The following is a 22,496-nucleotide window of genomic DNA, read 5'->3' as shown; positions in this document are numbered from 1 at the left end:
CGCTCAGACCTATTCGGACCACGAACAAGGAGCAGGAACCAATGACCACGATAAACGAGGCCGAGACCGGCACGACGCCGGAGACGACCCCGAAGAGCGTCGCCGAGGCGCTGGAGTACGCCCACGCCTACGGGCAGGTGGCCGCTTTCCTGGCCACGAACCCGGATCTGGCCAAGCGCGCCCACTACTACCACGGGACGGGCTTCCTCGCCTGCGTGAACTCGGCCGTGGACCCTGCGGGGACCATCACCGACGCCGCCCGTGCGGGGCGTGAGGCCGGAGCGCGGGTGGAGGAAGAGGCAAATGGCCGTCACGGCGGCGTCAAGCTGAACTTCGGCCCCATCCGCCTGAAGGTGTACGCCGACGCTGACAAGGTATGCAGCCGCGTCGTGGTCGGCGTGGTCGAGGACGTCCAGTACGCGCTCACCGTCGACCTGGACGGCACCCCGCGTAAGCAGGCGGAGGCCGCCAAGTGAGCACTCAGACGATCTCGCTGGTGGACGTCCGCCCTGCCCCGCACGAGGTGGCGATCGTCCCCACCCGGCCCGGCCAGGGAGTGCGCCTGCACCTGCCGACCGAAGGCCGCGAGCAGGTGTACGTGCCCGTCCTGGACGACGTCCCGCACTGGGTGGTGCTGCCGGGCGACCGGGCGCTGATCGGGTGGGGCTACACGGACGGCTGGCACCTGTCGCTGGCGGGCGTCCGCAACGGCCACCTCCCGATGCACCGGGACGCCTGGCACGCCGCGTGCAAAGCCGTACAGGGCGGCGGCATCGCCTACGTCACCTACGTGCTGCGGGACTACCACGGGCGGCCGAAATGGATCGCCAACGGCTACCGGTGGGAGCCGGACGCGGACGGGAGCGCGGCATGACCCCCGAGAACATCCTCAACGCGGCTCGCGGAGTGCTGAAGCAGCGCGGACGCTGCATCGGCCAGTTCAAGACGGAAGACGGCCGCGTGGACCTGCCTGGCGCGCTCGCCATCGCCGATGGAGCCGAAGCGGACATGTGGCTGTTCTGGCGCGGCTTCGAGTTTGAGGAGCTGGACACCAACACCCGCGCGGTGATCGAGGCCGCCCGCCTTCTGGCCGAGGTGATGGCTCCCCTTCAGCCGGTGCGGACGATGTCACTCAACCAGCTGGTGGCGCTGCTGGGCGACGCCAGCGACACGCTCTCCGGCACCCAGATCGACGACTTCCTGAAGCAGGCCGCGAGCCTCGCCGCACAGAGGGGCATCGCAGCGTGAGCGAGTACCCGGAGATCGCCGAGCGGTTCCAGCGCGAGACCGCCAGCCACGAGATGCAGGTCCTGCACGACGACGGCCTGTACCGGCACCTGCGGTTCCTCAAGCCCGGCCACAGCTCGTACTGGTTCGACCTGATCACGGCCCCTGGCTCGCTGATCTTCCAGGGCGACGGCGACAGCTACGTCTTCCGCCGGCTGACGGACATGTTCGAGTTCTTTCGCTCCGGCATCTGGGAGGACGGCTCGCTTCACATCAACCCGCACTATTGGGCGGAGAAGCTGACGAGCGACCGCGACAGCGTCATGAAGTACGACCAGGACTCGTTCGAGCGGCAGGTCAAGGAGTACGTCGCCGAGGCGATCGTGGACCGGAGTGCGCCGCGAGGGATCAGCCAAGCCGTTCGCGACCTGCTTGAGAACGGCGACATCACCTGGGAAGGCGGCGCACGCCGCGCCCTGGAGGACTTCGAGTACCGCACCCACACGGTGACGTGCACATGCGGCGCGAGCGCGACGTTCGACGACCCCATCGACGCCTCCTCCTGGGGCTACCGCCACCTCCGTGAGTCCGAGGGCAAGCACAGCACCACGACCCAGTTCGGGGACAGCTTCTCCTTCGACGACACGTGGGAGTGGGAGTTCAAGGACTACGACTGGTGGTTCCTGTGGGCCTGCCACGGCATCTTGTGGGGGATCCAGCAGTACGACGCCGCCAAGGCTGCCAAGCCCGCCGAGCAGGCGGGAGTCGCGTCGTGATTCTCTCCCGTGAGATCTCCTTCGAGAACCCTCCGGCTCGCACCACCAATAGAGGCAACGGTGCGCCCGTCCTCGTATGGCGCGAGGTCGCCGCAGAGCTCACCCGCAGGCCGGGCGAGTGGGCGCGCGTCGCCGTGCTCGATTGTGCTCTCGCCGCCGGCCAGTACGCGGTCCGGGTCCGTAACGGCTCCATCGAGGCGCTGGCCCCGTTCGGACAGTTCGACGCGGTGACGCGCACGGTGCGGGGCGAGCGGCGGCTGTACGTCCGGTTCCTGGGCGGTGAGGACCTGTGATGGGGCCCACAGTCCGCTGGCTGAACGTCAGCACCACCATCACCCGGATCTGGGCCGGAACCGGCCGCCTCCTGAACGCGAAGGACGTGATGGCGCTCGGCCGCCAGCAGGGCGGCCTGCGCGTGGAGTCGACGCACGAGCACGTGCGGGTGTCCGAGGCGTCCGTCGACGCGTACGTGGCCCGGTACGGCCGCCGTAGAACCGCCGTCCCGGTCGGTGAAGGACCCGACATCGGCCACGAAGCGGAACTCGACTTCGAGCGCAGCAAGCGCGACTACGACAACACCCCCAACGACGAGGGAGACAACGAGCAGTGAACTTCACGTTCGAGCCTGCGACCAAGGATGAGGCCAAAGCGCGCGTCGCGCTCACCGGCCCGACCGGGTCCGGGAAGACCTACACCGCGCTGACCATCGCCACCGTACTGGGGGAGAAGGTCGCCGTCATCGACACCGAGCGGGGCAGCGCCAGCAAGTACGCCGACGAGTTCTCGTTTAACCGGCTCAACCTGCAGTCGTTCGAGCCGGCAACCCTCTGCCAGGTGCTGGCCGTGGCCGCCTCCCAGGGGCACGACGTGGCGGTCATCGACTCGCTGACGCACTTCTGGTCCGGGACCGGCGGCATGCTGGAACAGGTCGACTCGGCCGCCAAGCGCGGCTACGGCGGCAACTCCTTCGGAGGGTGGAAGGAAGCCCGACCGCAGGAACGCCAGATGATCGACGCGCTCGTGTCGTATCCGGGCCACGTCATCGTCACGATGCGGTCCAAGACGGACTACGTCATCGAGGAGGACCAGCGCGGCAGGAAGGTGCCGCGCAAGGTTGGCCTCAAGCCGGAGCAGCGCGAAGGCATCGAGTACGAGTTCGACATTGTCGGAGACCTGGACCACGAGAACACGCTGGTCATCTCCAAGTCGAGGGCCCGCACGATCGCGGGCCGGGTAGTGCCGAAGCCGGGCGCGGAGTTCGCGCAGGAGATCGCCGCGTGGCTCGGTGACGGCAAGCCTAGCCCGGACGCTCTGCACTTCCGGGACCTGCTGCTCGACCAGTACGCCACCCTCGATGACGTCGCCGCGGCCGGTGGGGAGATCCGCAAGCGTGGCTTGTTCGGCGCCCAGGTCATCGACGAGCACGGCGACGCCACCCAGCTCGGCGAGCTGGCCCGCCGCCGGTGGATGGAACTGTCCAAGCCGAAGCCCGCCGAAGTGAGCGGGGATGCCGCGTGAACCCGCGCCTGCACGGTCAGCGTGTCGCCGCCCTGCGGTTCATCAGCGACGAGGTCAAGGCCGCGGCGGACATGACCCGCAGCCAGGCCGAGGCTGCGTTCGCCGCCGCCCACCAGGAGTCCGGCACGAAGTCGATAGACGTCACGCTGGACGACGGAACTCCGCTCGGGTCGATCGCCATCAAGGTCGGCAAGACCACCGTCAAGGTGTACGAGCCGACCCTGTTCAGCCTGGTGGAGGAGATGGCGCCCGGCGAGATCGCCGAAGGGCTGCGGCCTGGCGCCGAGTCGGATCCGGAGCTGCTGGCGTGGGTGCGGGAGAACCGGCCCGAGCTGCTGCAGAAGACCATCCAGCCCGCCTACCGGGCGAAGGTCCTCAAGAGCGCGAACGCCAAGGGGCAGGTCCTCAACCGGGCGACTGGCGAACTGGTGAAGGTGCTGGAGTCCTCCACCGCGCCCCGGTCGGGGGCGTTCGCGTACACGCCGTGCGAGGGCGCGTCGGAAGCGGTCATGGATGCGTGGCGCCGCGGCGATCTGGCCGGCGTGCTGGCCGACGTCCTGCGCTCCGCCATCGAGGCGGGTGAGCCCGGTGAGTGAGGCTTACCAGCGCACGCCGAGCGGCGGACTCGTCCTGACCGCTCCAGGCACCCCGCTGAGACCCGACCAGACCGACGCCCTGCTGCAGCACATCAACAACGCGCTGGAAGCCTCAACCGACGCCGTAGCTGAGGCGACTCGCAAGGTCGCCGAGTGCCAGAAGTCGCTTAAGAAGGCCGAGACGAGGCTCCTGATGTCGCCGGACTGCCCAAGGGTGGGCCGGACGGTCGGGACGGTCACCGCGGCAGAACGGGACGCCTGGGTCGCCAGGAGCACCGCGACGGAGTGGGAAGCACTTCACGACGCCGAGGTTCTGCTGAACATCGCGACGAGCTACGCCTGGAAGATCAAGGACCAGATCAGCCTGTTCCAGTCGCTCAATAACAACGCCCAGTCTGGACAGAGCATCAACCACCGGGGCGGTGGCCGATGAAGAGGTCGCCGATGCCGCAGCGGAAGACGCCGCTGAAGGCGAAGACGGAGATGTCTCGCGGTGCCGGCTTCAAGCGGGCCAACGACCCGAAGAAGCGGACGTCCACGCTGAAGCAGTCGGCGCCCAAGGGTGTCCCGGCGAGGGTGCGGGACATCATCCGCCGCCGCTCGGAGGGCCTGTGTGAGATCGGCCTGGCGTGCCGCGGCGCGGCGGCTGGGACGGACTCGGCGCACCGCGAGGGGAAGAAGATCGGCGGCACGTCGAAGCGGTGGTCGAACGCGCCGTCGAACGTCCAGTGGGCGTGCCGGCCGTGCCACAGGCTCACGGATGCGGTGGCGCCCGCTGCGGCGGAGCGGCTCGGCTACAAGCTGCGCGAGGGCGTTGCCCGTCCGTGGGAGGTGCCGGTCAAGCACGCCCGTCTGGGCTGGGTGCTGCTGGACGACAGGGGCGGGTTCCGGCCCGCCCCTGAGGGGTCGCACCAGGACGGCAAACGCCCCATCCCGGTGGTGGCCGGCGCTGCCTTCGCTGAGGCGGTGGAGCGGTACGGGCACGCCCAGTGCCCCGGCCGCCCGACTCCCGCCGAAGGCCCTTACACGTGCTCCTGCGGCTCGTCGCCGTTCTGGCTGATCGAGGTGACGGCGTCGTGAGCGTCGTCGAGGACATGCGCTACTGCGACTGGTGTGACGCCTGGCTCCCCGTAGACCACGACTGCTCGGCCGGCGCGGTCGGATGCACCAAGCGCCAGCCGGACGAGACGCCGTGCGGAGCCTGCCTCGCGTGCATCGCCGCGATGACGGCCGATCTCGCCCGGTACGGCTCCCCATCTGACATCGAAACCCCCTGACCCCCTGAAGGGAACGACCGTGACCCACGTAGACGACCTGTACGAGGCCAACGACCGAGAGCCCGACGAGCCCGAGCAGGAACCGCCGCTAGACCTGGACGCGGTAGAGGAGTCGATCCGCGTCTACTACGGCGGCAGCGACGACGACAGCGGCAAAGCGGCCGAGGAACTGGTGACGGTCGTCTCCCGCATGGCGACGGAGCTTCGCGAGGCCCGCGAGCGGATCGCCGAGTTCGAGGCGCTGGAGACCCGCATGGAGATCGTGGTCGCCAGCGGCCACCCGGACAAGGCGGGGCTCATCATCCCCTTCCAGTCAGCGTCTAAGGCCCTCGACCACGCCGACAAGACGCCGGGCTGCAAGGTCTTCTACCGCCTCCACGTGTTGCAGCCGTGGCTGGAGATCGACCCGGAAGCGCCCTTCTAGCCCGCCTCTCCCGTCGCTGTCCCGTCCATCGGGGGTCGGGACAGCGACGGGACCTACCCAGTACCCCATACATCCGAGAGGAGGAGAGCCAGGTGGCGCTAGTCCTTGACCTTGCCGTCGCGGATCTTCGCGATGTACTCGCGGGTCCAGTCGACGCTACGGCCGATTTCGGATGGGCCTCGCCCTTCGGCCAGGTACTTGCGGATGCCGGCGAACAGAGCCGCTCGCGCGCGGTCGTAGTCGTCACGCAGCGTCCGCAGTTCTGGGATTTCCTCTCTGGCCATAACGGCATGGTCTCACAACTGTATGCGCGAACGAATAGCGCGAACAGAGTTGACACCTCTAGGTCATACTCCTACCGTTAACAATGTTCGCGAACAAAGTGGACAACGAAACGAAGGGCAAGTCCTTGAAGATCCGCATGACCTGCACGGGCACCCGCCCGCTGCTGCTCCATAACGTGCAGCTTGCGAGCCCGCTCAACCCGTACGCGAAGAAGCTGAAGGCGCTCAACTCCAAGCGGACCAAGACCGACGAGGACCGCCTTGAGGTCGCCCGCGTCGAGTTCGAAGGCTCCCTGTACTTCGATCCGCAGCTCGGCCCGTACATGCCCGGCCAGAACCTGTTCCGGTCGCTGATCGGCGGGGCGCGGCTGATCAAGGCGGGCAAGAAGATCGAGCGCGGCGTGGTCATCGCCGACTTCATGCTGCCGCTCATCTACAAGGGGCCGCGCGACGTCGAGGGCCTGTGGGGCGGCGGCGAGTCCGAGTTCGTCGACATCCGCCCGGTCACGGTCCAGCGGAACAAGGTCGACCGGTGCCGCCCGATCTTCCGTGACTGGCTGGTCGAGGCGGACGTCATCGTCGACCCGAAGGCGATCGAGTACGACGAGTTCCGCGAGGTCGCCCGCCTGGCCGGCGAGATGGAAGGACTCGGCGACTTCCGGACCATGTACGGCAGGTTCTCGACTGAGGTCAGCGAGATCTGACATGCCTACTTCCCGGACTGTTCAGAGCCTGTCAAGGCGGGGCGTGGTTGGGCTTGGCCTGGCCGGTCTGGGTGCTGCATGGCCGGGCTCGACCCGGCGAGGCGTGACAGGGCAGGGACGGATGGATGGTCGCAAGCTGGGGTTCGACTCCCCGGCCATCCGCGCTCTCGGAGCGGCAAGGACCGGTAGGGCATGGCAAGGCGTGGTTCGGTTCGGCAAGGCTCGGCGTGGCATGGAGGGCGACTGGCAGCCTTCGGGGTTCGAGGCCCCGACGCCCGCGCATCATGGCAGGGCCGAAGGCAGGGCCGGGAGCGGCATGGCTGGGCTCGGCGGGGTCTGGCAAGGCTTGGAGGGTGGCTGGCAGGCTCCGAGGTTCGAGCCCTCGGCACCCGCGCTCTGGGGCTTGGCCGGGCAAGGCGTGGCAAGCAGGGGCAAGGCACCGCATGGCAAGGCATGGCGTGGGTGGGCGAATGGTCGTAGCGCGGGTTCGACTCCCGCGCCGCCCCCAATTCGGGGTTCGGTTCGGCTCGACTCGGCAGGGCGCGGACGGGCTAGGCAGGGCGTGGCGAGGCCGGGCAAGGTTCCGGCGACGGAGGTCGATCACGGACTAGCTCCGTGGTCTTCCCCCGCTTCCGAGCGGGCTTGGCTTGGCATGGCGTGCCGATCTCGGGCGCGGAACGGCTTGGCCGGGTCGGGCTGGGTGAGGTTTGGGCCGGTGACGGCGGTCGGTCGCGAGCTTGTCTCGCGGCCCTCCGCTGCCCCCGGGCAGCAACAGCGCACGGCACGGCAAGGCGTGGTCCGGTTTGGTGCGGCGGCGCAGGGCGTGGCGCGCCAGGGCATGGTCCGGTTTTGTTCGGCCGGGCAGGGCGTGGTGCCGGTGACGGTCTGGGGTTGGGGTCTAGCACCTCAGCCCTGGACCGCCCCCGATTGGGTGTGCGGCTTGGTGGGGCGTGCAGAGGCGTGGCTGGTTCAGGCCGGGCTTGGCACGGCCTGGCGAGGCATGGATTCGGGTGGACGGTCTTCTGCGCGGTTCGACTCCGCGCCACCCACGAGCACGGCATGGCTCGGCCCGGCATGTCGCGGCAAGGCAGGGAGAGGCAAGGCAGGGGTTTCACCAGGGCGTTCGGCTCATCGCTGGAGTTCGACTCTCCGGCGCCCGCTCATCTGGGTGCGGCAAGGCGTGGCTGGGCCGTCCAAGGCCGCCATGGGCGCGGCAAGGCAGGGATCTTCACTTCTACCTGGAGTTTCGCATGTTTGAAATCAAGGGCGACAGGGCCCAGTGGGTCCTCGTGTACGACGCACTCGCCGCGCTGGAAGTCGGCAAGGTCCTCACCTACGAGAAGCTCGACGCCATCCTGAAGCGCGACTTCCGCGAGGACCGCAGCCCCATCTACCGGGCCATCCGGCAGCTTGAGATCGAGGACCACAGGACCGTCGTCAGCGTCCGCAATGAGGGATATCGCGTCATCGAGGCCCGCGAGCACGAAGCGCTCGCCCGCCACCACCACAAGAAGTCCCGCCGCCAGCTCGGCAAGGCCGTCGACAAGGCCGCGAGCGCCAACAGGTCCGCCCTTACGGCTGACGAGCGCAAGCGGATGGACGGGCTGGAGATGAATCTCCGCCAGCACTCGCAGATGATCCGCCGCCTGGAGCAGCGCGACGAGCAGCGCCAGAGCGAGATCAAGACCCTCAGGCGGGAGACCTCCACTGACTTCGCGGAGATGTCCGAGCGCTTGGACCACCTCGAAGACCTGCTGACGCGCCACGGCAAGTCGTCGGCCACCCCCTCCGATTCTTTGACCCCTTAGCCCGCCCGCGTGCCCGCCCTTGTGGGCACGCCGGGCCTTCCCCGACCACACCAGACTCAGGAGAACACCAATGGCTCAGCCGTACACGACCATCGCCGACGCCCAGCAGATGCGCACTCTCACGGAGAACGGCATCACCCGCCTGCGGAAGCTGAACGACCGCGACCAGCAGGAACTGGAACTGCTGCGAGCCGAGCGCGTCCGGCTCATGGCGGAGGTCGGCAGCGTCGACGAGGAAATGACGGACCTGCACGAGACGATCGGCCGGCGTCAGGCGAAGATGCGCGGCGACGTGATCGGCGGCGCGTCGGTGACCCCGCGTGGGGAGCCGTACCCGGCGTCGTGGGACGGGTTCGCCTCGCCGGAGGGATCGTTCACGGCGGTCCCGGACCTGGCGCCGGACCCGGACGCGAACCTGGAGCGCCTCGGCGAGCTGCACGACCACCAGGACGCCAGAGAGGGCGTGTCCCGGTGACGGCCTTACATCGGGTGGCCCGCCTGCTCGGCCTGGTCCCTTCCCGTCACTGCGCTGGCTCGTACACCGGCTGGTCGTGCCTGGCGAAGATCCGCCCGGCTCTCTTCGACGACTTCACCACCCCGCGCACCACACCGCTGGCCATGTTCCCGCTGGCCGCCCACGACTACACCTCCCTGGAGCGTTCCGCATGAACGACATCACCCCGGAGAGGATCGCCGAGCACCTGCGCGGCAGCGAGGTCTTCGAGAACCGGGCGTTGGCCGGCTTCGTGGACGTGGCCTGTGAGGGCGCTGTCCTGCGGATCGGGTTCACGCCCAAGGGCAAGCCCTCCCAGATTGAGCGCTTCTGTGCGGTCGTGGTCGAGGGTGAGACCGTCCCGGACCCGGCAGAGGTGGAGCAGCTCAAGGCACGCCTGGAGGCCGCTGAAGGGGTCATGTGGCAGGCGCTCGCACAGCCCACGCATGAGGTGGCCCGGCATCTGCTGGCCCTCTACCTCGGCGCCGTGAATCCGGCTCAGGCAGAGCAAGACGGCGGGCAGGCCGATGTCTGAGCCGATCACCCCAGAGCAGCGTCTCGCCGAGATCCGGGACCTCCGCGTGGACTCCTGCTCCGCCGACGCCCCGTACAACCCGGACGTGTGGGCCCTGGAATCCGCACGCAAGGACCTGCTCGCCGAGGTGGATCGCCTCAACGCTCAGATCGTCACCCACGACCGGCTCAACCGGGTGGCTATCGGCGACTGGGAGCGCGAGGTGGCCCGCCTCAAGGCCGAGAACAAGCGCCTCCGCCTCGATGCCGAGCGGGAAGAGCAGGCGACCGGCAACCTGATCGACGAGCGCGACAACTTCCACGCACTGCTCGACAGGTTCGCGGCTGCGGTTGCCCCGATCGAGGTGATCGGCGAGCACTCCTCCGGCAACGACCCGTGGGTGAACGCGCTGGACATGGTCACGCCTGCGGCCGAGGTGGACCGGCTCAAGGCCGCCGTGGAACTGCTCGGTGGCCAGCTCCAGGGCGGCGCACAGGCGGCCCGGGATCTCGCCCGGGTCATCGACGTGGTGGCCCTGGAGATCCGCCGCGCAGTCCGGCTGGCCAACGCCGGAGACCCCGCCGCCGCCATGAAGGTGATCACGGAGTTCGCGTCCGAGGCGGACTGGCTCGACAACCTCGACGCCGACGAGGGCGGTGAGCCCCGTGGCTGACCTCGCCAAGATCCGGGCCGTCGTGAAGCGGTGGGTGCCCCGCGTTCCCCCGGTGGCCATCGGCGCCGTCGCAGTGGTCGGGGGCGCGATCGTCGGCGCGACGCTGATGACGCTCGCCGTGCGTGCTCTCGCGGCGGCCGGTGCCAGCAAGGGCGACCTCGTCATCGCGGTCGCCGGCGTGGTGGCCTTCGTCTCCGCCAACGCCCTGTGGTGGTGGTTCTGGGGACGTGACCGGGCCGCCAAAGCTCGCGCCGCTGACCGGCTCACCGCTGCATGGAGCGAGAGAGCAGCCGAGTACCGGGTGTACATCGCAGACCTGGAGCGGGAGAACACCCAACTGCGCGCCCAGGTGGAGAGCCTCACCCCGGGCGAGGTCGTCTCCCTCCTCACCAAGCGGATGGGGCAGACGTGATCACCCCTGACCAGGTTGAGCTCCTTCTCGTCGGCCTGCTGTGCCTGTTCTTCCTCACCGGCGGGGTCCTGATCGGCTACCTGGCCCGCCCCTTGGGAGAGGTGTCAGAGCCCGCCGACCGTGCGGCGGCAGGGTGGTGGGCCGCCTACGAGCCCACCACCTACCGGCCCGAGAACACCGACGATGTCCCCGACTTCATGCGGTGGGACGCGGAGCGAGGCGACCGTGGCTGACCTGATCCGCAATGTCTTCGCCGGGATCGGCGCCCTCGTGGTCGCCGCCTTCTGCTGGTGCGCCGCCGCTTGGGCGTGGTCGCTCCGCCAAGACCGCCGGAAGCGTGTGGCTGTTCCTCCGCCTGACGATCCCGCCTGGGATCGGCTGTGGGCCGCCCTGCTGGCTGACGACGACATACACGACGTGTTCCCCGAGGAGGAGGGCCGTGACTGACCTCACCGCAGTCTCCCTGTTCGCCGGTATCGGGGGCTTCGACCTGGCGCTACAGCGAGCCGGCGTCAAAGTGGTCGCCGCAGTCGAGATCGACCCCGCCGCCCGCTCCGTCCTCGCCCGCCGCTTCCCCGACGTGACCCTGTTCGAAGACGTGCGAGAGGTGACCGGTGACCAGCTACGAGCAGCCGGATTTGTTCCAGAGCGAGGAATCCTCACCGGAGGTTTCCCCTGCCAGGACCTCTCCGTGGCAGGACGTCGCCGCGGCATGGGTGAAGGGACACGATCTGGCCTCTACTGGGAGATCGACCGGCTCTTGGCTGACCTTCGCCCCGCCTGGGTCGTCCTCGAAAACGTCCCTGGCCTCCTGTCAGCGGTCTGCCCCTGTCCCGGTACCGGGCAGCACGACGGATGCGCCGAACCCCACCAGCTCGCCGGCGGATCCTGCCCCGGAGGATGCATGCGAGCGCACGGTGGCGCCATGGGTCTCGTCCTCGGGTCGCTGGGAGACCGCGGGTATGGGTTCGCCTACCGAGTGCTGGACGCTCAGTACCACGGAGTCCCTCAGCAGCGCCGTCGAGTCATCATTGTCGGACGTGCTGGAGCCGACGCTCGAGGTCCCGTCCAAGTACTACTTGAGCCCGAAGGCGGCGCAGGGAATCCTACGCCGGGCCGAGCGTCGGGGCAGGTCGTTGCCGCCCTCACTGCTAACAGCGTTGGAGGCGGTGGCGGCCCGGACGACAACGCCGCCCAAGCCGGCCACCTGATCGCTACGACGGTTAAGGCCCGCGACGCGAAGGGCCCCGACTCTGACGCCACGTCCACGCTGCTCCCGGTACGTATCGCAGCAGCACCGCCGATGGCGTTCAACCCGCAGACCGGCGGCGACATGCGGCTCGGCTACGGCCCCACCCCGACCGCGCTGACCACGACTCAGGCGACCGCAGTGCAGATCGGCTGGGCCGTACGGCAGCTAACCCCACTTGAACGTGAGCGCTTGCAGGGCTTTCCGGACGGTTGGACCGCAGGCCAGTCCGACGCCGCCCGGTGCCGGCAGACAGGCAACGCGGTCGCCGTCCCTGTCGTGGAGCAGGTCGCCCGCCACATCGTCGCCGTAGACAAGCGAGAGCAGGTGGCCGCATGACTGGGGACCTGCGCCCGTACTGCTGCGTCGTCGCCGAGCTCGACGGCATCTCCGCCGAGGATCACGCCCGCGTGTGCCGAGTGCCCAGGCCCAACCCTGACCTTCTCGACGAGCCCAAGAGAGGCGGATAGCACCCGTGACAATTCCCAAGCCCGAGGTGCGTATCACCCGCTTCCAGGTGTCCTGTCTGCCCGAGATGCACCCGGACGCTGACATGTTCACGCTGATCGTCGAGTATCGCGGCGAAGGTCGTTGGGCGGTCACCCTGCGCGGTGCCTGTTTCGACGCCGAAGGCAACCGCTCGTGGGGGCCGCCCGGCGACAAGGAGCCGGTCACCGACGAGGAGATCGCCGCAGACAACGCCGCCCGTGACGACTGGCTGGCCCGGCACCGGTTCGACGAGAAGGCGGCGTGCGCTCTTGCTGGCCGTCTCGCTCCACATCTTGCGTGCCGCGGCTACACCGTCGCTGACGCTCTCGCCAGAGCGGAGGCGGCCGATGCCTGACTACGCGATCGTCTGCTTGACCCGCTGCTGGGCCTGCCAGTTCGGCCAGCATTTCGACCCGCCGCAAGCGCACACCTGGATGGATCCGGAAGACGCCGAGCATGCGGGCCACCCGTGGCCGCTGCCCGCCGACGTCGCCGACGCCAACCGGTGCGCCTGCCGCTGCGCTGAGGGTCCTGGCGGCTGCCATGTGACCGTACGTAAGCCTCCGGAGGCCGCCGATGCCTGACCAGACCGTAGAGGCCGGCCCGGTGCTGCGCCTCCCCGAGGACCTGATGCGAGTGACGGAGATCGTCGCCGCGGAGTTCAAGGACCACGAGGACCACGTCCGCGACCGCACCCTCGCGCAGGCGGCGGAAACGCTGCGAGCCCGCGCCCGGGTGGTCCGCACCACCGCCCGAGTGCCCGACGAGCTCGTAGAAGCACTCACCGGCTGCTGTCACGCCGTGGGAGGGCTGATCTATGCCGACCCGCGGGTGGTGGCCGAGGTGGCGTACGAGGCGGTCGCAGGGCTGCTGGCCGGACACGACCGGATGACTTCGGACGCTTCCGGCGCGATTCGTAACACCTCGGAACGATCTGAAACGGAGGCCAGTAATGGCGGCGCCTAGCTGGGAGTGGCAGAACTCTGCTTCGTGCCGCGGGGAGGACCTGGTCCTGTTCTTCGGCCCTGACGGAGAACGGCAGCCCGAACGGGACGTGCGCGAGCGCAAGGCCAAGGCCATCTGTGCCGGGTGCCCGGTGCGTAGCGAGTGCCTCGAATTTTCGCTGTCCCATCCGGAACGCGCCGGCCTGTGGGGTGGCCTCAACGAAGACGAGCGCGTCTCAGCGAGGCGAAGGCGACAGCGGGCAGGCTTCCACGCCTCCGTCATCCCCCAGGAGCCCACGGTGGACGAGAAGCGCTGCCACCAATGCGAGGAGACGCTGCCCGCCGGCTGGTTCGGGAGGGACAAGCGGTCATCTGACGGACTCAACTCGATGTGCCGCCCCTGCACCAACGAGGCTGCGCGCCGCCGCCGCGAGGGTAAGCAGGAGGCGGTGGCGTGATGGCCGAGCACCCCCACGGGGACGTGCGCCGCTACCGGTACGGCGGCTGCCGGTGCGGGCCGTGCCGGGCCGCGAACGCGGCGTCGGCCAACCGGTACCGGATGGGCCTCATGTCCGGCACCCACCGGCGCGACGTTCACGCCGAGCCGGTACGCCAGCACGTTCAGCGCCTGCAGAACTCCGGGCTTGGCATCCCCGCCATCGCGGAGCTGGCCGGGCTGGACACGCAACGGCTGTCCGCACTCATGTACGGGCATCCGTCGAAGAATCAGCCGCCCTCCAAGACGGTGCGGCCGTCCACCGCGGACAAGATTCTCGCGGTTCACGCGGGCCAGGTCCCTACCCGCGGCTGGCTCCCCGCGGTGGGGACGCGCCGCCGCTTGCAGGCGCTCGCCGCCATTGGATGGCCGATCAAGCATGTGGGGGAACTGGCCGGGCTGCCCGACGCTCACGCCCACCGCATCCTCGCGGCACCGGACGGTGGCCGGGTGAAAGCGCGGACGGCCCGCGCAGTCGCCGCTGTCTACGACCGGCTGTGGAACGTCGACCCTGCCGGCGCAGGTCAGCTGGGCGCCAGCATCCGCCGGGTCAAGAAAGTCGCCGCGGCGAAGGGGTGGCTGCCGCCGGTTGCCTGGGATGACCTGATCGACCTGATTGGCGAGGACCTGGAAGCCGAGCTGCGGCGCCGCGTCCGGTTGATGGACGACGGCGAGATCGCCGCCTGCCACTACGCGCACAGGCGGCACGGCGACCAGTCCCCGCTGATGGTGGCCGCGGCTCGTGAGTACGACCGGCGCCGGGTTAGGGAGCACAGGAAGAAGAGCGCAGCATGATCGGCGCGGGCGTGAACAGGTCAGTCGGAGGAGGAGGGGGCGCTCTGGCGTCGCCTCTCGTCTTGGTGCGCCTTGGCCTTTCGGGCGTCGACGACCTTGCGGCGGACCCATTCGCGGGTGAAGCCGATCTCTCGAACGATGTCGACCTGTTGCTCCCCATCGTCGAGCGCGTCGAGGACCTCGCGCACCAGTTCGTCGTGAGCCGCTTCGGCGGCATCCGTGCGGCGTTTGTACGTGGCCGCAAGGCGGCGCAGGCGCTGCTGACGGTCCTTATCCACCGGTTCATGTTCGCACATGGGTGGAGGCATCAGGGCATGGCTGTCTCCCATGGTCTCAGTATAGCCAACTCTAGTGGCCATTAGGCAATGCCATGGGTAGTGGCATAGTGTGAGGAGTGGAAGAACGTAACAAGCGGGGGAGCACGAGCCCTCGTCGGTCCCATCAGCACCATCAGCACGGAAGGTCCTCCCGCACTTGAACATCCGCGCCGTCCCCTTGACCTACAAGGGGATCAAGTTCCGATCCAGCCTTGAAGCTGACTGGGCAAGCACCTTCGACGAGCTGGATCTCCACTGGCAGTACGAGCCGATCGCGCTCCAACTCCCCAGTGGGCAGCAATACCTGCCCGACTTTCACTTGCCGGCCATCAATACCTGGGCGGAAGTGAAGGGCCCGCACTGGGAGCGCATGGACAAGGCCATCGAACTCCGGCGAATGCTCAAGGCGGGCGGCGTCGGCTGGTGGCAGGAAGCTCACGTCATTGTCCTTGAGGCTGCCGGCCCGGGGGATGCCATCAGTTGGCATGTGCCTGACAGTGAGCGGACGGTCTACCTGACGCGGTGCGGGCACCGTGATGACAACTGGACCTGGGCGGAGAGGGACGGCACCTGCTGGCGTTGCTACGGCAGCAACTGCGCAGTCGGTCAGTGGTATTGGCCCGCGTCTGCGGTGAAACCGGAGGACCATTTCCGCACGTACCAGATGCGCCGAGCTCCACGCCCTGAGATCGCCGGCAAGAAGGGCGGCAAATAGATGGCGCGCATCAGGTCGATCAAGCCCGATTTCTTCACGTCGGAGAAGATCGCATCCCTGCCCATGTCGGCTCGCCTGACGTTCATCGGCCTGTGGACGCACGCGGACGACAACGGAGTGGCCGCCGACAACGTGCGGCTCATCGCTGCTGCGATTTGGCCCCTTGAGGATGACCCTCTGGAGGCTCTCGTGAGAACGCGGGAGGATCTCCGGAGACTCTCCGAGGCGGGTTTGATCGTGCGTTACGAGGCCGCCGGAAGGGCTCTCCTGTTCATCACGAGCTGGGATGAGCACCAGAAGGTGTCGCACCCCGGAAAGCCTCGCTACGTCCGGCCGACACCGGACGAAATCGACGACGCGTTCGCCATGGCATACATGCTGAGCTGCGACGACGAAGACGAGTCAGATGTCGTAGTCCCACTCTCCGGAGAGTCTCGCGAGAGCGGCGGGAACGTTCCGGAGACCTTCGGCCCTGAGCAGGGAGCAGGGAGCAGGGAGCAGGGAAATAACCCCCCTACCCCCCAGAGGGGGAAACGCGGCTCACGCCGCGTCGGAGATGACGATCCCGGCTTCGCCCGATTCTGGGAGACCTACCCCCGCAAGGTCGGCAAGGGCCACGCCAAGAAGGCATGGGCCAAGGCGATGGACGACAACGTCGACCCTGAAGAGATCATCGCTGGCGCCGAGCGGTTCCGGATGGACCCCACCCGGTCACGTGATCCCCAGTTCATCGCCCACCCGTCCACCTGGCTCAACGGCGAGCGCTGGAAAGACCAGCCCTTGACCCACGCTGAAACTCATCGGCCCGCCAACGTCGGCATGTTCTGGGAGAACTGATGGACATCCTGCGCGAGATGCTCCTGCCCAAGCTGGACGGGGTCCGCTCCCAGAACGGCAGCTTCATGGCCCGGTGCCCCGCCCACAACGACGGCACCGCCAGCCTTTCGCTCGCCGTCGGCAAGGAGCACCCCGTGGTGTTCACCTGCCACGCCGGATGCGACCGTGACGCCATCCTCGACGCGATCGGCCTCACCTGGGAGGACCTGTGCAAGCCGCGTGGCCAGCGCGAGGAGCGCGGCGAGTGGACGCCCCGCGGCCCGGCAACTGCGATCTACGACTACGTGGACGAAGACGGCAAGCTGCTGTTCCAGGTGATGCGCACCGCGGACAAGCAGTTCCCCTGCCGGATCCCCGACCCGTCCCGGCCGAAGGGCTGGAGCTGGAAGCTCGGCGACACCCGCCGCCCGCTCTACCGCCTCCCCAGGGTGATCGAAGGCATCCGCGACGGCCACGTCATCTTCATCACCGAAGGAGAGAAAGACGTCCACACGCTGGAAGGCCAAGGGCTCGTCGCGACGTGCAACCCTGGCGGCGCCGGCAAGTGGCGGCCCGAGTACAACGAGGTGTTCCGCGACGCCGACGTCACGATCATCTGCGACCGGGACAACCCCGGCGAGGCGCACGCCCGACGGGTGCGCGACGCGCTCACGGGGATCGCCGCCTCCATCCGCATCGCGGAACCGGCGGTCGGCAAGGACGCCACAGACCACTTCCAGGCGGGCAAGAAGCTGCCGGACCTGGTGGAGATCTGGGCCAGCGAAGAGCCCGCCAAGCCTGATCTCGCGCCGGACCTGTGGGAGTTCATCTCCGTTGACGACGAAGACTTCGACTGGGTGGTGCCCAACCTGCTGGAGCGCGGAGACCGGCTCGTCTTTACGGGATTCGAAGGGCTCGGCAAGAGCATGGCCATTCGTCAGATGGCCGTCATGGTCGCCGCGGGGATGCACCCGTTCAAGTGGACGGACATCCCTCCCATGCGGGTGCTGCTGATCGACTGCGAGAACTCCGAGCAGCAGTCCCGCCGCAAGTTCCGGCCGCTCGCCGCCTCGTCGATCAAATTCGGGCATCGCGTCCCGGACGGCGCGCTGCGCCTCATCCACAAGCCCGCGGGAATCGACATGCTCCGCCCCGGCGACGCCGCATGGCTGCTCGAACGGGTCACGGCCCACAAGCCGGACCTGCTGTTCATCGGCCCGTTCTACCGCCTGCACGCAGGCAACATCAACGACGAGGAAGCCGCCCGCGCCACCGTCGCCGTGCTCGACCAGGCGCGAGTCCTGGCCGACTGCGCGATGGTCATCGAAGCCCACGCAGGCCACGGCAACGCCGGCGGCGGGAAAGACCGCTCCGTCCGCCCAGTCGGGTCGAGCCTCCTGCTGCGCTGGCCCGAGTTCGGCCTCGGAATCGCCCCCGACGACCCCGACCAGCGGCCTGGCGAGCGCTGCCGAACCGTGGCCGTCAAGCCCTGGCGTGGCGCCCGAGACGACCGTGACTGGCCAACCCGCCTCACCTACGGGGGCGAAGGCAACTGGCCCTGGAAGGTCGTCCCCGATTTCGTCCCCGCCCCCGGCTGGGACTCCATCGACCGAAGGAGCGCATAGCCCCATGTCCGCACCCATCACCCTCACCGGCCGCATGGCCAACGATCCCGAGCTGAAGTTCACCCAGACCGGCAAAGCCATCGCCCGCTTCACCGTCGTCACCTCCCGCCGCCGCAAGAACGGCGACCAGTGGGAGGACGTCGACACCACGTTCTGGACCTGCACCGCGTGGGATCAGTTCGCCGAGCACGTCACCGAGAACCTGCGCAAGGGCGCCGCGGTGGTCGTGTCTGGGCAGGCGTTCCAGTCGAGCTGGGAGAAGGACGGCCAGAAGCACTCCCGTATCGAGGTGCGGGTGGAGTCGGCCGGCTTGAACCTGCGCTGGCCGCCGAAGACCGCGGAGCGTTCGAGCAACGGCGGCACGGCTGATGACCCGTGGGCGAACGGAGGCACGCCCGATGCGCCTCCGTTCTAGGATCGCTCCCCCGCCGGCGTGGAGCGAGGCCGAACTGGCCGCTCGGGTGCTTGAGGACCTGGCGCAGTCGTTCCACGTCGAGCGCGAAGTCTGGGGCTCGCACTGCTCGGGCAGGCAACTCCGCATCGACGCCGTGCTCCGTCCCATCGACGACTCTCAATGGAAGGACGATGAGCCGGTCTTCGGGCTGGAGTTCAAGGTCCCCGATCTGGCAACCACGCGGGATTTCACCGCGTGGATGGCTCAGGCCGTCGACTACACACATGTCTACTGGCGTGGATATGGGCGTCTCAAAGTCTTCATGTGCCCGTCACCGTTCATGGGTCTACACGACATGGAGATGCCGGGTCTCGTTTGCCGCCTACTCGGACAACTTGGCGTCGGAGACCTCTGCCAGCTCCCCTATCGCGGCTGGTCACTGCTGCTGCACGACGAGGTCGTCTGGTGCCAGAAGGACGGTCCGGTTAAGGCGAAGTACTGGAGCATCCGTTCGAGGGTCGGCAGCCGATGAGCACGACCACCACCAACCCGTGCCCGAGCTGCGGCGGCTGCTACCCGTTCGAGGGCCCGCCCTCGCAGGTGTGCTGCTGCGGCTCGGAATGGGGCGACCTGAACGAGCTGATCCGCCTGCTCGACGAACTGCTGTCCGACCCCGGACCAGCCGACCCGAAGGAGGAGGCGTGAACGACCGAGCGAAGTACAAGATGACCCTCCTGCGGCAGCGGGAAGACCGGGAACTCGCCACGAAGAAGCCGCTCCCGGATCGCATCACAGCAGCACTCAACCTCGCTGGCCTGTACGGGCCGGAGGTCGACCGGATGTTCGGCGGCGAGGAGCCGATGGTCGACGAGTGGGAGGCCGGCACGCGGATTCCCACACCGGAGCAGATCCGGCTGCTGGCCGACTTGGCGGGCGTCATCCCCGGGTTCTTCTATCGGCTGCCTGAGGCGCCGGGCGGGCCGGGATTCATCTGCACGAGTGACGGCTGCGAGTCGGTGTGGCTGGGCCCGCCGCCTCCTGTTGCGCCTATGGCGGAGGTCGTTCCGATCTTCTCCAGTCCCGCCCCACCCGACCCCACCCCTGAACCGATCAGCGAGGAGAGCCCGAATGGCTGAGACGACCAAGATCGAAGTGGCACCAGGGCAGGTGTGGGCGCTCCGGGATGACCGCTACGACGGCTGGCGCTACCTGACCGTCAACGAGGTTGACGCCCGGTACGTGTACGCCAAGGGCCAGCGCCGCAAGACACGGATCCTCGCCGACCGGTTCGCGCGGGGCTCCCGGTGGTCGTTCTGCGGCTACGACGGGCCGGGCGTGCTGCCGGTGTTCTCGATGCGGCCCGTCCCTGGCGGCTGCCTGTCGTGTCCGCCCAAGCCTGCCGCCCTGCCGTTGACTCGGGTGTGCGCGGTCGGGTTCGGGCGGGTGTCCGTCACTCGGGACGGCGAGATCGTCTGGGAGGGCGACAGCGAGAAGAAGCGGCTGGCGCACTTCGAGCTCAAGGCGCGGGAGACGCCCGGGGACTGGCGGATCCGCTTCGAGGCGGCCATGTCCGACGTGATGTACCAGCGGCAGGGCGAGAACAACTGGGTTCTCGTGTTTCGAGGGATGGGATTCGCGTGATGGCTGACACCAGGACCGAGACGCCTGCCGACGACACCTGCTCCCGGTGCGGGTCCACATTCGAGCACCTGCACCTCTTCGAGGGGCGGCCCGGCCAGTTCTGCCGGGACTGCGCAGTGGCACTGCTGGCACCCAAGAAGGCCGAGACGCCCGCCGACGAGATGCGGGAGGCAGCCGCGCGAGCGCGGGAGCACCTGCTGCCCGCCGTGACCGCCCGCGTCATCGAGCACACGGCGGTCGTGGTGATCTGCGGCGACCACGACGAGCCCGCCGAGATCTGCCGGAACTGCCACTACTTCGACGTGCAAGACCGCGTCCTGGCGCGGCTGGTGGTGACGCTGATCAACGCCCGGGATCTTCTCGCCTCCTGGCTGGAGACCGAGGCTCGCATGTGGGAGAAGCGCGGCAACAGCGCGGACGGCCACACGTTCCACGCGCTGGCCGTGGCTCGGACCCTGAACGGCGGCCCGTCGTGACGTGGCCGTTCCCCGGGTGGGGGTGGGATCACTGGCCGGAGCTGTGGAGCTCGGCCCCCTCAACGACCGAGACGGCGCAGGAGCCCGCGGGGCCGTCGCCGCTGGACTGGGCGTCGGTGCACGGGCAGGCCCCGGTCAAGATCGTGGTCCCGTACCGGTTCACGGTCGAGGACGAGGCGGCCGAGGCGGTGGTGCTCGACGAGCTGGCCGTCCTGGGCGAGCAAGGGCTGTCGTCGTGGGCGGCGGCGGACCGGCTGTTCAACGCGATCGGGTCCGGTGGGGCCGATGTGGCTGGGGTCGCGCCGGGCGGGGATGGGCCGAGAAGTGGCCCAGAAGCGACGCTGACGCCTCCAGGGGCCGATCCGCTCCCTGTGTAGGTCCGCGCCTCTGCGGAGCGCCCAGCGTCGATTCTGTGGCGATTCTGGGCGCTTCGCTGGGAACTCAAGATCGAATAACTAGCTGATCAAGATCAATTCACGCGATGTTCGATAGGAGACCCGAACGCAATGAAACCAACCAAGATCGTCATCCTCAGGTGGGACGGCCGCATCACCACCACCTCAGGCAGCGCCCACCCCGACGCCGCAGCCCGCATCCTCGACTACGCCGTCAACGCCGAAGATGCAGCCGTCGGCGAAACCGAAACCGTGTGGATCGCCCACGGCGAACTCGACGTCGAGCCGTACGAGATGGCCCGCGAGGACGCCGACAGCCTGATCCGGATGCTGATGGACGCCGACAAGGAAGCCCACCAGGCGGGGGAGGAAGGCAGATGAAGATCGCTCGATCCTGGGTGAAGGTCAACAAGCAGGGCGGACCCCTCGTAGACCGTGAAACCAAAGACCTCGTAGACGTGGAAGCCCCACGCAACCGCCGCGAGCGCCGAGCCGCAGCCGCGTGGAAGCGCAAGCAGGAGCGCGGCCAGCAGTCCAGGGAGGCGTTCTGATGATCCGCCGCATCCCGATCCTCAGCCTGGCCAAGCTCGCCAACGCCTGGGCCTCGCCCGAGATGGACCGCCCCGTCTACTGGCGGACCCTGATCGGCCGTGACACCTGGGCGCTGCTGCTCATCACTAAGGGCAAGCCCGGAGACCCGCCCGCCAAGCCCGAGTCCGAGCCGCCCCCGCGTCTGTCCCCGGAGTGGGCCCGCCGCACCGGAGCCGACCTCACCCCGGACGAGCTGCTGTACGAGCGGATCGGCCAGCACCTCCGAGCCCATGTCCAGGACGAGACCGAGGTCGACGTGGCCCGCGCCGCGTCCATCGCCACCGTTGCCGCGATCGGGATGCTCGCCGAACTGGGTGTCGACCTCGCCGCGCTGGACCAGCCGAAGGAGGCGCCGTAATGGCCGCCGATGTGCGTTCCCTCGCCTGCTCCTACATCCGGGACGGCGGGGTGCTGGTGTGCCGGGCGAGCGGGGGCGGCAACGACTCTCCGCCCACGGTTGTGCGGGCCCGCGTGCAGGGGCGGCGGGCCCGGCACTTCGTCCGCCTCACTGACGGGGTGTGGGTGTGCTCGTGCGGCGAGGCCGACTCGTGTGCCCATGTCGCGAGCGTGCGCCTGGTGACCGGGCATGACGGGCTGGCCTCACCTGCGAGGGGACGGTGAGCGGCTACTCGCCGGCGTCGGGCTGCTTCTTGGCGAGGCGCCGCTTCCACGCCGCGACCTTTCGTCGCATGTGCGCGCGTAGGTCGTCGGAGCGGTTGGCGCCTTCGTCTGCACAGGCTTTTTCGTACTCGTCCCACAAGGCGTCGTCCACGCGCACGACGCGGTTGGTGGTGTGGGTTTCCTTCGCTCGGCTGACCATGATCTGAGGATAGGCCGTGCATATGCA

45 protein-coding genes are annotated in these 22,496 nt (G+C 68.5%); 42 read left to right on the top strand and 3 right to left on the bottom strand.

The genetic code is table 11. From position 1 onward, the window contains the following. The first annotated feature begins 41 nt into the window (after window positions 1–41). Genes ACIBQX_RS11790 through ACIBQX_RS11735 form a run of 12 tightly spaced genes read left to right on the top strand, consistent with a single transcriptional unit; the run spans window position 42 to window position 5,818 of the window. Window positions 42–476 (top strand): hypothetical protein, encoded by a 435-nt coding sequence (locus ACIBQX_RS11790; RefSeq protein ID WP_397003293.1) that lies wholly within the window; start codon window positions 42–44, stop codon window positions 474–476. Next, window positions 473–874, top strand: coding sequence for a hypothetical protein (locus ACIBQX_RS11785; RefSeq protein ID WP_397003291.1), 402 nt, complete (start codon window positions 473–475; stop codon window positions 872–874). Before ACIBQX_RS11790 ends, ACIBQX_RS11785 begins: the two co-directional genes overlap by 4 nt. Further along, window positions 871–1,248, top strand: a complete 378-nt coding sequence (locus ACIBQX_RS11780) for a hypothetical protein (protein ID WP_397003289.1) — start codon at window positions 871–873, stop codon at window positions 1,246–1,248. The genes ACIBQX_RS11785 and ACIBQX_RS11780 overlap by 4 nt, the downstream gene beginning before the upstream one ends. Then, window positions 1,245–2,003: a hypothetical protein gene (locus ACIBQX_RS11775; RefSeq protein ID WP_397003287.1), complete on the top strand. Its 759-nt coding sequence runs from the start codon at window positions 1,245–1,247 to the stop codon at window positions 2,001–2,003. Before ACIBQX_RS11780 ends, ACIBQX_RS11775 begins: the two co-directional genes overlap by 4 nt. Continuing rightward, window positions 2,000–2,296, top strand: a complete 297-nt coding sequence (locus ACIBQX_RS11770; RefSeq protein WP_397003285.1) for a hypothetical protein — start codon at window positions 2,000–2,002, stop codon at window positions 2,294–2,296. The genes ACIBQX_RS11775 and ACIBQX_RS11770 overlap by 4 nt, the downstream gene beginning before the upstream one ends. Continuing rightward, on the top strand, window positions 2,296–2,613 hold the full coding sequence (locus ACIBQX_RS11765) for a hypothetical protein (protein WP_397003283.1): 318 nt from the start codon (window positions 2,296–2,298) through the stop codon (window positions 2,611–2,613). The genes ACIBQX_RS11770 and ACIBQX_RS11765 overlap by 1 nt, the downstream gene beginning before the upstream one ends. Further along, window positions 2,610–3,521 carry an ATP-binding protein gene (locus tag ACIBQX_RS11760; protein WP_397003281.1) on the top strand — a complete coding sequence of 304 codons (912 nt, stop codon included), beginning with the start codon at window positions 2,610–2,612 and terminating at the stop codon, window positions 3,519–3,521. The genes ACIBQX_RS11765 and ACIBQX_RS11760 overlap by 4 nt, the downstream gene beginning before the upstream one ends. After that, the gene (locus tag ACIBQX_RS11755) at window positions 3,518–4,117 is read left to right on the top strand and encodes a hypothetical protein (RefSeq protein ID WP_397003279.1); all 600 of its coding nucleotides are present in this window, start codon (window positions 3,518–3,520) and stop codon (window positions 4,115–4,117) included. The genes ACIBQX_RS11760 and ACIBQX_RS11755 overlap by 4 nt, the downstream gene beginning before the upstream one ends. Further along, complete coding sequence (locus ACIBQX_RS11750) at window positions 4,110–4,550, top strand: hypothetical protein (RefSeq protein WP_397003277.1); 441 nt, start codon at window positions 4,110–4,112, stop codon at window positions 4,548–4,550. Before ACIBQX_RS11755 ends, ACIBQX_RS11750 begins: the two co-directional genes overlap by 8 nt. A gap of 11 nt (window positions 4,551–4,561) precedes the next feature. Further along, complete coding sequence (locus tag ACIBQX_RS11745) at window positions 4,562–5,197, top strand: HNH endonuclease (protein ID WP_397003275.1); 636 nt, start codon at window positions 4,562–4,564, stop codon at window positions 5,195–5,197. Further along, window positions 5,194–5,394 carry a hypothetical protein gene (locus tag ACIBQX_RS11740; protein WP_397003273.1) on the top strand — a complete coding sequence of 67 codons (201 nt, stop codon included), beginning with the start codon at window positions 5,194–5,196 and terminating at the stop codon, window positions 5,392–5,394. Before ACIBQX_RS11745 ends, ACIBQX_RS11740 begins: the two co-directional genes overlap by 4 nt. A 19-nt stretch (window positions 5,395–5,413) precedes the next feature. Continuing rightward, window positions 5,414–5,818 (top strand): hypothetical protein, encoded by a 405-nt coding sequence (locus tag ACIBQX_RS11735; RefSeq protein WP_397003271.1) that lies wholly within the window; start codon window positions 5,414–5,416, stop codon window positions 5,816–5,818. A 98-nt stretch (window positions 5,819–5,916) separates the two neighbouring features. Here ACIBQX_RS11735 and ACIBQX_RS11730 read toward each other — a convergent pair whose 3' ends face one another. Further along, a complete protein-coding gene (locus ACIBQX_RS11730) occupies window positions 5,917–6,102 on the bottom strand; it encodes a hypothetical protein (RefSeq protein ID WP_397003269.1) in 186 nt (61 codons plus the stop codon). An 83-nt stretch (window positions 6,103–6,185) separates the two neighbouring features. On the opposite strand from ACIBQX_RS11730, the gene ACIBQX_RS11725 reads away from it, so the two are divergent. From ACIBQX_RS11725 to ACIBQX_RS11650, 16 genes are all read left to right on the top strand, one after another. Beyond that, complete coding sequence (locus tag ACIBQX_RS11725) at window positions 6,186–6,806, top strand: hypothetical protein (RefSeq protein WP_397003267.1); 621 nt, start codon at window positions 6,186–6,188, stop codon at window positions 6,804–6,806. Between the two features lie 1,250 nt (window positions 6,807–8,056). Beyond that, window positions 8,057–8,614 (top strand): hypothetical protein, encoded by a 558-nt coding sequence (locus tag ACIBQX_RS11720; RefSeq protein ID WP_397003265.1) that lies wholly within the window; start codon window positions 8,057–8,059, stop codon window positions 8,612–8,614. Window positions 8,615–8,684: 70 nt separating this feature from the next. Next, on the top strand, window positions 8,685–9,089 hold the full coding sequence (locus tag ACIBQX_RS11715; protein ID WP_397003263.1) for a hypothetical protein: 405 nt from the start codon (window positions 8,685–8,687) through the stop codon (window positions 9,087–9,089). Further along, complete coding sequence (locus ACIBQX_RS11710) at window positions 9,086–9,283, top strand: hypothetical protein (protein WP_397003261.1); 198 nt, start codon at window positions 9,086–9,088, stop codon at window positions 9,281–9,283. The genes ACIBQX_RS11715 and ACIBQX_RS11710 overlap by 4 nt, the downstream gene beginning before the upstream one ends. Then, on the top strand, window positions 9,280–9,642 hold the full coding sequence (locus ACIBQX_RS11705; RefSeq protein WP_397003259.1) for a hypothetical protein: 363 nt from the start codon (window positions 9,280–9,282) through the stop codon (window positions 9,640–9,642). The genes ACIBQX_RS11710 and ACIBQX_RS11705 overlap by 4 nt, the downstream gene beginning before the upstream one ends. After that, the gene (locus ACIBQX_RS11700; RefSeq protein ID WP_397003257.1) at window positions 9,635–10,294 is read left to right on the top strand and encodes a hypothetical protein; all 660 of its coding nucleotides are present in this window, start codon (window positions 9,635–9,637) and stop codon (window positions 10,292–10,294) included. Before ACIBQX_RS11705 ends, ACIBQX_RS11700 begins: the two co-directional genes overlap by 8 nt. Continuing rightward, complete coding sequence (locus ACIBQX_RS11695; protein WP_397003255.1) at window positions 10,287–10,706, top strand: hypothetical protein; 420 nt, start codon at window positions 10,287–10,289, stop codon at window positions 10,704–10,706. The genes ACIBQX_RS11700 and ACIBQX_RS11695 overlap by 8 nt, the downstream gene beginning before the upstream one ends. Then, window positions 10,703–10,939: a hypothetical protein gene (locus ACIBQX_RS11690; RefSeq protein ID WP_397003253.1), complete on the top strand. Its 237-nt coding sequence runs from the start codon at window positions 10,703–10,705 to the stop codon at window positions 10,937–10,939. The genes ACIBQX_RS11695 and ACIBQX_RS11690 overlap by 4 nt, the downstream gene beginning before the upstream one ends. Then, on the top strand, window positions 10,932–11,153 hold the full coding sequence (locus ACIBQX_RS11685) for a hypothetical protein (protein WP_397003251.1): 222 nt from the start codon (window positions 10,932–10,934) through the stop codon (window positions 11,151–11,153). Before ACIBQX_RS11690 ends, ACIBQX_RS11685 begins: the two co-directional genes overlap by 8 nt. Continuing rightward, on the top strand, window positions 11,146–12,294 hold the full coding sequence (locus ACIBQX_RS11680) for a DNA cytosine methyltransferase (protein WP_397003249.1): 1,149 nt from the start codon (window positions 11,146–11,148) through the stop codon (window positions 12,292–12,294). The genes ACIBQX_RS11685 and ACIBQX_RS11680 overlap by 8 nt, the downstream gene beginning before the upstream one ends. Then, on the top strand, window positions 12,291–12,425 hold the full coding sequence (locus tag ACIBQX_RS11675) for a hypothetical protein (protein WP_397003247.1): 135 nt from the start codon (window positions 12,291–12,293) through the stop codon (window positions 12,423–12,425). Before ACIBQX_RS11680 ends, ACIBQX_RS11675 begins: the two co-directional genes overlap by 4 nt. 5 nt (window positions 12,426–12,430) lie before the next feature. Then, on the top strand, window positions 12,431–12,799 hold the full coding sequence (locus tag ACIBQX_RS11670; protein ID WP_397003245.1) for a hypothetical protein: 369 nt from the start codon (window positions 12,431–12,433) through the stop codon (window positions 12,797–12,799). After that, window positions 12,792–13,028 carry a hypothetical protein gene (locus ACIBQX_RS11665; RefSeq protein ID WP_397003243.1) on the top strand — a complete coding sequence of 79 codons (237 nt, stop codon included), beginning with the start codon at window positions 12,792–12,794 and terminating at the stop codon, window positions 13,026–13,028. Before ACIBQX_RS11670 ends, ACIBQX_RS11665 begins: the two co-directional genes overlap by 8 nt. Then, window positions 13,021–13,410, top strand: a complete 390-nt coding sequence (locus ACIBQX_RS11660; protein ID WP_397003242.1) for a hypothetical protein — start codon at window positions 13,021–13,023, stop codon at window positions 13,408–13,410. The genes ACIBQX_RS11665 and ACIBQX_RS11660 overlap by 8 nt, the downstream gene beginning before the upstream one ends. After that, window positions 13,397–13,846, top strand: a complete 450-nt coding sequence (locus ACIBQX_RS11655; protein ID WP_397003240.1) for a WhiB family transcriptional regulator — start codon at window positions 13,397–13,399, stop codon at window positions 13,844–13,846. Before ACIBQX_RS11660 ends, ACIBQX_RS11655 begins: the two co-directional genes overlap by 14 nt. Beyond that, window positions 13,846–14,679, top strand: a complete 834-nt coding sequence (locus ACIBQX_RS11650; protein ID WP_397003238.1) for a hypothetical protein — start codon at window positions 13,846–13,848, stop codon at window positions 14,677–14,679. The genes ACIBQX_RS11655 and ACIBQX_RS11650 overlap by 1 nt, the downstream gene beginning before the upstream one ends. Before the next feature lie 20 nt (window positions 14,680–14,699). On the opposite strand, the gene ACIBQX_RS11645 is transcribed toward ACIBQX_RS11650, so the two are convergent. After that, window positions 14,700–15,008, bottom strand: coding sequence for a hypothetical protein (locus tag ACIBQX_RS11645; protein ID WP_397003236.1), 309 nt, complete (start codon window positions 15,006–15,008; stop codon window positions 14,700–14,702). 145 nt (window positions 15,009–15,153) lie between these two features. On the opposite strand from ACIBQX_RS11645, the gene ACIBQX_RS11640 reads away from it, so the two are divergent. From ACIBQX_RS11640 to ACIBQX_RS11575, 14 genes are all read left to right on the top strand, one after another. Beyond that, window positions 15,154–15,711 (top strand): hypothetical protein, encoded by a 558-nt coding sequence (locus tag ACIBQX_RS11640; RefSeq protein ID WP_397003235.1) that lies wholly within the window; start codon window positions 15,154–15,156, stop codon window positions 15,709–15,711. Continuing rightward, entirely contained in the window at window positions 15,712–16,548 is an 837-nt protein-coding gene (locus ACIBQX_RS11635; RefSeq protein ID WP_397003233.1) for a hypothetical protein, read from the top strand. Further along, window positions 16,548–18,152: an AAA family ATPase gene (locus ACIBQX_RS11630; RefSeq protein ID WP_397003231.1), complete on the top strand. Its 1,605-nt coding sequence runs from the start codon at window positions 16,548–16,550 to the stop codon at window positions 18,150–18,152. The genes ACIBQX_RS11635 and ACIBQX_RS11630 overlap by 1 nt, the downstream gene beginning before the upstream one ends. Window positions 18,153–18,156: 4 nt before the next feature. Further along, window positions 18,157–18,567, top strand: a complete 411-nt coding sequence (locus ACIBQX_RS11625; protein WP_397003229.1) for a single-stranded DNA-binding protein — start codon at window positions 18,157–18,159, stop codon at window positions 18,565–18,567. Further along, window positions 18,551–19,078 carry a hypothetical protein gene (locus ACIBQX_RS11620; protein WP_397003227.1) on the top strand — a complete coding sequence of 176 codons (528 nt, stop codon included), beginning with the start codon at window positions 18,551–18,553 and terminating at the stop codon, window positions 19,076–19,078. The genes ACIBQX_RS11625 and ACIBQX_RS11620 overlap by 17 nt, the downstream gene beginning before the upstream one ends. Then, a complete protein-coding gene (locus ACIBQX_RS11615) occupies window positions 19,075–19,251 on the top strand; it encodes a hypothetical protein (RefSeq protein ID WP_397003225.1) in 177 nt (58 codons plus the stop codon). Before ACIBQX_RS11620 ends, ACIBQX_RS11615 begins: the two co-directional genes overlap by 4 nt. Further along, entirely contained in the window at window positions 19,248–19,682 is a 435-nt protein-coding gene (locus tag ACIBQX_RS11610; protein WP_397003224.1) for a hypothetical protein, read from the top strand. Before ACIBQX_RS11615 ends, ACIBQX_RS11610 begins: the two co-directional genes overlap by 4 nt. Next, the gene (locus ACIBQX_RS11605; protein WP_397003222.1) at window positions 19,675–20,187 is read left to right on the top strand and encodes a hypothetical protein; all 513 of its coding nucleotides are present in this window, start codon (window positions 19,675–19,677) and stop codon (window positions 20,185–20,187) included. The genes ACIBQX_RS11610 and ACIBQX_RS11605 overlap by 8 nt, the downstream gene beginning before the upstream one ends. After that, a complete protein-coding gene (locus ACIBQX_RS11600) occupies window positions 20,187–20,663 on the top strand; it encodes a hypothetical protein (protein WP_397003220.1) in 477 nt (158 codons plus the stop codon). The genes ACIBQX_RS11605 and ACIBQX_RS11600 overlap by 1 nt, the downstream gene beginning before the upstream one ends. After that, window positions 20,660–21,040 carry a hypothetical protein gene (locus ACIBQX_RS11595; protein ID WP_397003218.1) on the top strand — a complete coding sequence of 127 codons (381 nt, stop codon included), beginning with the start codon at window positions 20,660–20,662 and terminating at the stop codon, window positions 21,038–21,040. Before ACIBQX_RS11600 ends, ACIBQX_RS11595 begins: the two co-directional genes overlap by 4 nt. 129 nt (window positions 21,041–21,169) lie before the next feature. Further along, on the top strand, window positions 21,170–21,439 hold the full coding sequence (locus tag ACIBQX_RS11590) for a hypothetical protein (protein ID WP_397003216.1): 270 nt from the start codon (window positions 21,170–21,172) through the stop codon (window positions 21,437–21,439). Next, window positions 21,436–21,609: a hypothetical protein gene (locus ACIBQX_RS11585; RefSeq protein ID WP_397003215.1), complete on the top strand. Its 174-nt coding sequence runs from the start codon at window positions 21,436–21,438 to the stop codon at window positions 21,607–21,609. The genes ACIBQX_RS11590 and ACIBQX_RS11585 overlap by 4 nt, the downstream gene beginning before the upstream one ends. Beyond that, a complete protein-coding gene (locus tag ACIBQX_RS11580; RefSeq protein WP_397003213.1) occupies window positions 21,609–22,007 on the top strand; it encodes a hypothetical protein in 399 nt (132 codons plus the stop codon). Before ACIBQX_RS11585 ends, ACIBQX_RS11580 begins: the two co-directional genes overlap by 1 nt. Next, window positions 22,007–22,270, top strand: a complete 264-nt coding sequence (locus ACIBQX_RS11575) for a hypothetical protein (protein ID WP_397003211.1) — start codon at window positions 22,007–22,009, stop codon at window positions 22,268–22,270. The genes ACIBQX_RS11580 and ACIBQX_RS11575 overlap by 1 nt, the downstream gene beginning before the upstream one ends. 4 nt (window positions 22,271–22,274) lie before the next feature. Here ACIBQX_RS11575 and ACIBQX_RS11570 read toward each other — a convergent pair whose 3' ends face one another. Beyond that, window positions 22,275–22,469 (bottom strand): hypothetical protein, encoded by a 195-nt coding sequence (locus tag ACIBQX_RS11570; RefSeq protein WP_397003209.1) that lies wholly within the window; start codon window positions 22,467–22,469, stop codon window positions 22,275–22,277. Window positions 22,470–22,496 lie beyond the last annotated feature (27 nt).

It is taken from the genome of Nonomuraea sp. NPDC049714, assembly GCF_044465295.1.
GTDB lineage: Bacteria > Actinomycetota > Actinomycetes > Streptosporangiales > Streptosporangiaceae > Nonomuraea.
Note: the sequence above shows the minus strand (reverse complement) of the source record. Positions and strands in the feature narration are given on the sequence as shown.

Bases quoted from the DNA above. Each gene is read 5' to 3' on its own strand.
- ACIBQX_RS11790 (WP_397003293.1), top strand. From the start codon at position 42: ATGACCACGATAAACGAGGCCGAGACCGGCACGACGCCGGAGACGACC.
- ACIBQX_RS11780 (WP_397003289.1), top strand. From the start codon at position 871: ATGACCCCCGAGAACATCCTCAACGCGGCTCGCGGAGTGCTGAAGCAG.
- ACIBQX_RS11765 (WP_397003283.1), top strand. From the start codon at position 2,296: ATGGGGCCCACAGTCCGCTGGCTGAACGTCAGCACCACCATCACCCGG.
- ACIBQX_RS11745 (WP_397003275.1), top strand. From the start codon at position 4,562: ATGCCGCAGCGGAAGACGCCGCTGAAGGCGAAGACGGAGATGTCTCGC.
- ACIBQX_RS11730 (WP_397003269.1), bottom strand. From the start codon at position 6,102: ATGGCCAGAGAGGAAATCCCAGAACTGCGGACGCTGCGTGACGACTAC.
- ACIBQX_RS11725 (WP_397003267.1), top strand. From the start codon at position 6,186: ATGTTCGCGAACAAAGTGGACAACGAAACGAAGGGCAAGTCCTTGAAG.
- ACIBQX_RS11720 (WP_397003265.1), top strand. From the start codon at position 8,057: ATGTTTGAAATCAAGGGCGACAGGGCCCAGTGGGTCCTCGTGTACGAC.
- ACIBQX_RS11715 (WP_397003263.1), top strand. From the start codon at position 8,685: ATGGCTCAGCCGTACACGACCATCGCCGACGCCCAGCAGATGCGCACT.
- ACIBQX_RS11705 (WP_397003259.1), top strand. From the start codon at position 9,280: ATGAACGACATCACCCCGGAGAGGATCGCCGAGCACCTGCGCGGCAGC.
- ACIBQX_RS11700 (WP_397003257.1), top strand. From the start codon at position 9,635: ATGTCTGAGCCGATCACCCCAGAGCAGCGTCTCGCCGAGATCCGGGAC.
- ACIBQX_RS11675 (WP_397003247.1), top strand. From the start codon at position 12,291: ATGACTGGGGACCTGCGCCCGTACTGCTGCGTCGTCGCCGAGCTCGAC.
- ACIBQX_RS11665 (WP_397003243.1), top strand. From the start codon at position 12,792: ATGCCTGACTACGCGATCGTCTGCTTGACCCGCTGCTGGGCCTGCCAG.
- ACIBQX_RS11660 (WP_397003242.1), top strand. From the start codon at position 13,021: ATGCCTGACCAGACCGTAGAGGCCGGCCCGGTGCTGCGCCTCCCCGAG.
- ACIBQX_RS11655 (WP_397003240.1), top strand. From the start codon at position 13,397: ATGGCGGCGCCTAGCTGGGAGTGGCAGAACTCTGCTTCGTGCCGCGGG.
- ACIBQX_RS11650 (WP_397003238.1), top strand. From the start codon at position 13,846: ATGGCCGAGCACCCCCACGGGGACGTGCGCCGCTACCGGTACGGCGGC.
- ACIBQX_RS11645 (WP_397003236.1), bottom strand. From the start codon at position 15,008: ATGGGAGACAGCCATGCCCTGATGCCTCCACCCATGTGCGAACATGAA.
- ACIBQX_RS11635 (WP_397003233.1), top strand. From the start codon at position 15,712: ATGGCGCGCATCAGGTCGATCAAGCCCGATTTCTTCACGTCGGAGAAG.
- ACIBQX_RS11630 (WP_397003231.1), top strand. From the start codon at position 16,548: ATGGACATCCTGCGCGAGATGCTCCTGCCCAAGCTGGACGGGGTCCGC.
- ACIBQX_RS11625 (WP_397003229.1), top strand. From the start codon at position 18,157: ATGTCCGCACCCATCACCCTCACCGGCCGCATGGCCAACGATCCCGAG.
- ACIBQX_RS11620 (WP_397003227.1), top strand. From the start codon at position 18,551: ATGCGCCTCCGTTCTAGGATCGCTCCCCCGCCGGCGTGGAGCGAGGCC.
- ACIBQX_RS11615 (WP_397003225.1), top strand. From the start codon at position 19,075: ATGAGCACGACCACCACCAACCCGTGCCCGAGCTGCGGCGGCTGCTAC.
- ACIBQX_RS11605 (WP_397003222.1), top strand. From the start codon at position 19,675: ATGGCTGAGACGACCAAGATCGAAGTGGCACCAGGGCAGGTGTGGGCG.
- ACIBQX_RS11600 (WP_397003220.1), top strand. From the start codon at position 20,187: ATGGCTGACACCAGGACCGAGACGCCTGCCGACGACACCTGCTCCCGG.
- ACIBQX_RS11590 (WP_397003216.1), top strand. From the start codon at position 21,170: ATGAAACCAACCAAGATCGTCATCCTCAGGTGGGACGGCCGCATCACC.
- ACIBQX_RS11585 (WP_397003215.1), top strand. From the start codon at position 21,436: ATGAAGATCGCTCGATCCTGGGTGAAGGTCAACAAGCAGGGCGGACCC.
- ACIBQX_RS11580 (WP_397003213.1), top strand. From the start codon at position 21,609: ATGATCCGCCGCATCCCGATCCTCAGCCTGGCCAAGCTCGCCAACGCC.
- ACIBQX_RS11575 (WP_397003211.1), top strand. From the start codon at position 22,007: ATGGCCGCCGATGTGCGTTCCCTCGCCTGCTCCTACATCCGGGACGGC.
- ACIBQX_RS11570 (WP_397003209.1), bottom strand. From the start codon at position 22,469: ATGGTCAGCCGAGCGAAGGAAACCCACACCACCAACCGCGTCGTGCGC.